Here is a 5,992-nt window from a genome sequence, read left to right as displayed (position 1 = left end):
GTGCTTGAGCGCGAGGCGCCATCCGATGGGGGCGCCGTAGTCCTGGACGTAGAGGGCGTAGCGGTCCAGGCCCAGTTGGTCGAGCAGCCCGGAGGTGAGCTCGGCGAGGGCGTCGAAGGTGTAGGCGAACTCCCCCAAGGGGGGAGCGTCGGAGTGGCCGAAGCCGAGGTGGTCCGGCGCGATGACGTGGTAGTCCCCGGCCAGCAGCGGGATGAGTTCGCGGAACATGAACGAGCTGGTTGGGTAGCCGTGCAGCAGGACGATGGCGGGGGCGTCGGCAGGGCCGGCTTCGCGGTAGAAGATCTCGTGGCCCTCGACGGTGGCGGTCCGGTAGTGAACCGAGTTCATTTCTAACCCCTTCGAATGTTTAATGTGGTTAGTTCCTCGTCATACAAGCACAGGCTGAGCTAACCTGTCAAACGACTCGATCTAGTTAGAGAGGGAGCGACACCCAATGGACGCGCTGCTGGACCTGCTCAACAGCAGGCCACTGGTCAACGCCGAGGAGCAGGACGCGCTCCGCGACCCGGGCGCAGGCAGACGCTGGGCGCGGGAGCACGGCGGAGAGGGCAGCCTCGCGGAACTGGCGCTGCTGCGCGAGGCGCGGGACGCCCTGCAGGACGTCGTGAGGGGAGAAAGCTCGCCGGCCGCGTTGAGCCCGCTGCTCGAAGGGGTCCACCAGATCCCGGAGCTCACTTCGGACGGTCTTCAATGGACCGTCAAGACTCCTCCGCATGCCCGGCTGGCCGTCGAGGTGGTCCTCGCCTGGGCCGCCACCGAGAAGCAACTACCCGGCCGGCTACGCCCCTGCGCCAACGACCAGTGCCAGCTGTTCCTGCTCGACCGCAGCCGCGCCAACCGCGCCCGATGGTGCTCAATGGCTGTCTGCGGGAACCGCGAAAAAGCACGCCGCCACTACGAACGCACCCGCTGATCCGCCCCCAGGCGCCAAAGCGCGCTCAGGGGGCCGGCTACGACCCCGCTCATGCGTCGTAGTCGACCGTGACCTTCTCCGTGCAAGCCAGTGACTGGCAGGTCAAGACGAATCCGGCCTCGACCTCGGACTCCTCCAACGCGAAGTTGCGCCGCATGGTCACCTCGCCCTCGGTCACCTTCGCCCGGCAGGTGCCGCACACCCCGCCCTTGCACGCGAACGGCAGATCCGGACGGACCCGCTGGGCGCCGTCGAGCACCGGTGTGGCGGCCGGCAGGCTCGTCGTCGTAGACCGCCCGTCGAGCACGATGGTGACCTCGCTCGTCGCGCCGGAGGGCGGTGCGTCCTCGTGCCGGACGGGGGGCGGCGGGACGTCGTCGACATAGAACAGCTCGTGGTGGATACGCTCCGAGGGCACACTCCTGCGCTTGAGCAGGTCCTCGGCGCCGATGACCAACTCGTATGGGCCACACAGCCACCAGTGGTCCACGCCTTCGACGTCCACGAGCACATCGAGCAGGTCGTCAAGTTTGGTTGTCTCCAACCGGCCGGTGAACAACTCGACGTCGCGCGGCTCTCGCGAAAGGACGTGCACCAGCTGGAACCGGTCTGGGTAGCGATCCTTCAGATCGGCGAGCTCATCGGCGAACATCACGGTGTCGGTGCGGCGGTTGCCGTAGAACAGCGTGACCGCGGACTCCGGATTGGAGAGGACCGTCGCGACGATCGACAGCACCGGCGTGATCCCGGACCCGGCGGCGACCAGGACATGATGGCCGGGCCGGTCCGCGTCCGGGGTGAAGTTTCCGGTCGGCGTGCCGATCTCCACCTCGTCACCGGGCCGGACGTCGTGCACGAGCCAGCTGGAGAACACACCGTCCGGCACCTGACGCACGCCGATCCGTGGGGTGTCCCCTTCCGGTGCACAGATGGAGTAGGAACGACGCTCGTCGCGGCCGTCCACCCGGCGACGCACCGTCAGCGACTGCCCGGCCCGGAACGCATACTCCTCGGCGAGGCTGGTGGGGACGTCGAAGGTCACCGCCACCGCGTCGTCGCAGAGGCGGTCGACCTGGCTGACCGTCAGCGGGTGGAATCTCCCACGCAGTCGAGCTTTCGTGTTCGCGGCCACTCAGATCTCCTTGACGTGCTCGAAGGGCTCCTGGCACGCACGGCACCGGCGCAGCGCTTTGCACGCGGTGGCGCTGAACCTGGACACCTCCTCGGTCTGGGCCGACCCGCAGCGCGGACACGCCACGCCCGTCTCGGACGCGTCCTGCCCGTCGGCGGAGAACGCACCGTGAGACGAGGCCCGAGCCTCATCCACGACATCCCCGGTCCTGCTCGCCGCCGAGGCGGGCACATCTGCCGGTCGGCGGGTCGTCAGCGTCAGTGGAATGGGCCCGCTCGGGTGCGTCGGTGCGGCGCCGGGCGGCGCGATCCCAGCCTCGGCCAGCTTGCGCCGGCCGTCGTCGCTGATCCAATCGGTGCTCCACGGCGGGCTCAGCACCGTGCGCACCTCGACGTCGTCGTAACCGGCGCGGTTGAGCGCATGCACCAGGTCGTCGCGCATCGTGTCCATGGCCGGGCACCCGGTGTAGGTCGGGGTGATCGACACGACGACCCGTCCCCCGTCGGCCCGGACGTCGCGAAGAACCCCGAGGTCGGCAAGGGTGAGCATCGGCAGTTCCGGGTCGGTGACCGTCCCGGCGACCGCCCAGGCGCGAGCGGCATCGTCCTTGACTGCCTGCCCAGACCTTTCACTCGAGTCTGGGCCGGACGCACCGCCCTGCCACGCGCGGATGCCGGACGTCGTGAAGGTCGACATCGGCCTCACCAGACCCCGTCCGGGTGAGCGCGGGCGACGCTCTGCATCTCGGCCAGCAGATATCCCATGGCCTCCGTGTGCACGCCGTCCCGGCCGGTTCGGCCGCCCACACCCGGGAGCGCGGCGACGTCCGGACGCTGCAGCGTCGACGCCTTGAGCACCTGCGCGAGGACGTCATCGAACTCCTCGCGCACCGTTGACGGGTCGACGCTCATCGCAGTCGGATCGTCCATACCGGCGCCATCCGCATCCGGGTGGTTCCTCTCCTCGGCTTCCGTCGTCCCGGCTTTCGGCGCAGCGGCTTGCGGCGTTACGCAGGTCCCATCGCGTGCGGAGAGCCGCTGTTCGACGGCGTGGGCGACGAACAGCTCCCCGACATAGGGCCAGACCGCGTCGAGACCGGCCTGCATCCGCTGGTGCGAGTAGTCAGTCCCGTCGCCGAGCCGCACTGTCCACTGCGCGGCGTAGTCGCGGTGGTATGTGACTTCCTTGACGCCCTTGGCGGCGATGGCGGACAGCACCGGATCGCCGGAGGCGGTAAGCCGGTTCAACAGGGCCAGCCGCCACGTCGAGAACACGAGCAGGCGTGCGATGAGCTCTGCGAAGTCGCCGTTCTCCAGCTCGACCAGCCTGACGTTGCGGAACTCGCGCTCGTCGCGGAAGTACGCGTAATGATCCTCGTGCGGCCGGGTCCCGGGACCGTTCCCCCGCGCCTGGCCGGCCGGCGTCGCCCCTTCCCGCCCTGGGCGACCGGCGTCGTCGTCCGGTGTTCCGCCCGACTCATCGGGGTCTGTGCGGCGAGCACCGGCTCTGACGCCAACTCCATCCTGCGCCGCGCCGGACCGGGAGAGCAGCAACCGGGCCTGGCCGAGCAGGTCGAGCCCGATGTTGGCGACCGCCACCTCCTCCTCCAGCTCAGGCAGGCTGGTGCACCACTGCTGCAGCCGGTGCGACATGATCAGCGCGTCGTCGCCGAGCATCAGGCAGTACGCCGCCAGGTCGGCGCCGTCGACGCCGGCGGGCAGGGACGTGTCCACACCGGACAACGGATCCTCGAAACCGGTGCCGAACGCCCAGCGTGCATCGGAGTCGCCGTCGATGATCGCCTCGTACGCATTGTCGAACACGGCGTTCACCTCACTCCCTTCCCAACTGTGCGGACCGGGCCACCGACACCCGAGTTTCATGATCATGATCCGTTTTGAGCCCCGATAGGGGCACTTTTGGGATCATGATCTTGACTGCATGCGTGGTCACGTTCGCTCATCCCCTACATGTGCGGGACGTTCTCGGGGATGTCGTAGAACGTCGGGTGGCGGTAGACCTTGTCCGCGGACGGTGCGAAGAACGGGTCCTTCTCGTCCGGGCTGGACGCTGTGATCTCGGATGACCGCACCACCCAGATGCTGACGCCCTCGTTGCGCCGGGTGTAGAGGTCCCGCGCGTGCCGCAGCGCCATCTCGGCGTCCGCGGCGTGCAGCGAGCCGACATGCACGTGGTTCAGCCCGCGCTTGCTGCGCACGAACACCTCGTACAGCGGCCAGTCACGTTGCGCACTCATCGATCTCCCTTCCCCACTCGCCCATGATCATCAACGATCAGGCCGGTCATGATGCGTCCATCGGTTGATGATCATGGGAGGCGTGCTTGGCGGCGTGAGCGGCAGCGGCCTCGCGGACCCAGGCGCCGTCCTCGTGCGCGCGCCGCCGCTGCGCCAGCCGCTCCGCGTTGCACGGCCCACCCCCGGACACCACCTGCTTGAACTCGTCCCAGTCGATCTCGCCGAAGTCGTAGTGCCCACGGCGGGAGTTCCAGGCCAGTTCCGGATCCGGCAGCGTCACGCCGAGCACGTCCGCCTGCGGCACCGTCATGTCGACGAACCGCTGCCGCAGCTCGTCGTTGGTATGCCGTTTCACTTTCCACGCCATCGACTGCTGGGTATGACCGGAAGTCGAGGCTGCGTCCCCGGTGTCCGGTGGGCCGAACATCATCAGCGACGGCCACCACCACCGCTCGGTCGCGTCCTGCACCATCCGGCGTTGCGCCTCGGTGCCACGCTGCATCATCGTCATCAGCAGCTCGTAACCCTGCCGCTGATGGAACGACTCCTCCTTGCAGATCCGCACCATCCCGCGCGCATATGGCCCGTAGGAGCTGCGGCACAGCGGGACCTGGTTGCAGATCGCCGCACCGTCCACCAGCCAGCCGATCACGCCGACGTCCGCGAAGGTCAGCGTCGGATAGTTGAAGATCGACGAGTACTTCTGCCGGCTCTCTATGAGCTTCTCGGTCAGGTCGGTGCGGTCCGCTCCCAGCGTCTCTGTCGCCGAGTACAGGTACAGGCCATGACCGGCCTCGTCTTGGACCTTGGCGAGCAGGATCGCCTTACGGCGCAGCGACGGTGCGCGGGTGATCCAGTTGGCTTCCGGCTGCATCCCGATGATCTCGGAGTGTGCGTGCTGCGCCACCTGCCGGATCAGCGTCTTGCGGTAGCCGTCGGGCATCCAGTCCCGCGGCTCGATCCGCTGGTCGCGGTCAACGGTCCGCTGGAAATGCGCCTCCAGGTCCGGCGTCGCCGCGTCCGTTTCCGTCGTCATCGATCCTCCCCACTTCCCATGATCATCAACTCTTCAGACCAGTCATGATGCGTCCACCGGTTAATGATCATGGGAGTGTTCCTTGGCAACCAGGGTGAGGACGTCGTACTTCGCCACCGACTCCTGGTTCTGGTTGGTGACGTCGGCGTCCCAGCGCACCTCGCCGTAGTCGGCGTCGACCCGCGGTGTGATCTGCTTGGCCGTCAGCGTCACGGTCAGCTCGTCGCCCGGGTTCACCGGCGTCAGGAACCGCAGGTTCTCCAGCCCATAGTTGGCCAGCACGGGCCCGGGCTCGGGGTCGACGAACAGCCCAGCGGCGAGGGAGACGACCAGGTACCCGTGGGCGACGACGCCGTCGAAGAACGGGTTGGCCGCCGCGGCCTGCTCGTCGGTATGAGCATAGAACCGGTCACCGGTGAACTCGGCGAAATGGTCGATGTCCTCGCGGGTCACGGCTCGCGGCCCGGCGACGACCGTGTCCCCGGCCCGAAGCTCGGCCAGCGACTTGCGGAACGGGTGCACGCCCGTGTCGCCACGTGGCGCACCGCTCACCCATTGGTTCGTGACGGCGGCCAGCGTCTTCGGCGACGCCTGGACGGCAGTGCGCCGCATGTGATGGAGCACGCCGCGGAT

The 5,992-nt window shown here is 68.1% G+C and carries 8 protein-coding genes; 1 reads left to right on the top strand and 7 read right to left on the bottom strand.

Annotated features, from left to right (window positions below):
* Positions 1-348: alpha/beta fold hydrolase (locus tag ELR45_RS37205; protein ID WP_205856219.1), on the bottom strand; the 348-nt coding region annotated here is incomplete at its 3' end.
* A 106-nt stretch (positions 349-454) separates the two neighbouring features.
* Between ELR45_RS37205 and ELR45_RS08140 the strand changes: the two genes are divergently transcribed.
* Positions 455-934 (top strand): CGNR zinc finger domain-containing protein, encoded by a 480-nt coding sequence (locus ELR45_RS08140; RefSeq protein WP_129664953.1) that lies wholly within the window; start codon positions 455-457, stop codon positions 932-934.
* A 49-nt stretch (positions 935-983) separates the two neighbouring features.
* On the opposite strand, the gene paaE is transcribed toward ELR45_RS08140, so the two are convergent.
* The 6 genes from paaE to ELR45_RS40550 all read right to left on the bottom strand — a co-directional run.
* Positions 984-2,066 carry a 1,2-phenylacetyl-CoA epoxidase subunit PaaE gene (paaE, locus tag ELR45_RS08135; RefSeq protein ID WP_129664951.1) on the bottom strand — a complete coding sequence of 361 codons (1,083 nt, stop codon included), beginning with the start codon at positions 2,064-2,066 and terminating at the stop codon, positions 984-986.
* Entirely contained in the window at positions 2,067-2,762 is a 696-nt protein-coding gene (paaD, locus tag ELR45_RS08130; protein ID WP_129664949.1) for a 1,2-phenylacetyl-CoA epoxidase subunit PaaD, read from the bottom strand.
* Between the two features lie 5 nt (positions 2,763-2,767).
* The gene (locus tag ELR45_RS08125; protein ID WP_420813836.1) at positions 2,768-3,949 is read right to left on the bottom strand and encodes a 1,2-phenylacetyl-CoA epoxidase subunit PaaC; all 1,182 of its coding nucleotides are present in this window, start codon (positions 3,947-3,949) and stop codon (positions 2,768-2,770) included.
* An 83-nt stretch (positions 3,950-4,032) separates the two neighbouring features.
* Positions 4,033-4,323 (bottom strand): 1,2-phenylacetyl-CoA epoxidase subunit PaaB, encoded by a 291-nt coding sequence (gene paaB, locus ELR45_RS08120; RefSeq protein ID WP_129664945.1) that lies wholly within the window; start codon positions 4,321-4,323, stop codon positions 4,033-4,035.
* A 46-nt stretch (positions 4,324-4,369) separates the two neighbouring features.
* On the bottom strand, positions 4,370-5,359 hold the full coding sequence (gene paaA, locus ELR45_RS08115; protein WP_129664943.1) for a 1,2-phenylacetyl-CoA epoxidase subunit PaaA: 990 nt from the start codon (positions 5,357-5,359) through the stop codon (positions 4,370-4,372).
* 60 nt (positions 5,360-5,419) lie between these two features.
* The coding region (locus ELR45_RS40550; RefSeq protein ID WP_240759276.1) for a MaoC/PaaZ C-terminal domain-containing protein at positions 5,420-5,992 on the bottom strand (573 nt) is incomplete at its 5' end.

Source organism: Phytoactinopolyspora endophytica (assembly GCF_004138495.1).
GTDB classification, from domain to species: domain Bacteria; phylum Actinomycetota; class Actinomycetes; order Jiangellales; family Jiangellaceae; genus Phytoactinopolyspora; species Phytoactinopolyspora endophytica.
This window is presented reverse-complemented; position numbering and strand designations above follow the sequence as displayed.

Coding starts and splice junctions, on each gene's coding strand:
- ELR45_RS08140 (WP_129664953.1), top strand. CDS start 455: ATGGACGCGCTGCTGGACCTGCTCAACAGCAGGCCACTGGTCAACGCC.
- paaD (WP_129664949.1), bottom strand. CDS start 2,762: ATGTCGACCTTCACGACGTCCGGCATCCGCGCGTGGCAGGGCGGTGCG.
- ELR45_RS08125 (WP_420813836.1), bottom strand. CDS start 3,949: ATGAAACTCGGGTGTCGGTGGCCCGGTCCGCACAGTTGGGAAGGGAGT.
- paaB (WP_129664945.1), bottom strand. CDS start 4,323: ATGAGTGCGCAACGTGACTGGCCGCTGTACGAGGTGTTCGTGCGCAGC.
- paaA (WP_129664943.1), bottom strand. CDS start 5,359: ATGACGACGGAAACGGACGCGGCGACGCCGGACCTGGAGGCGCATTTC.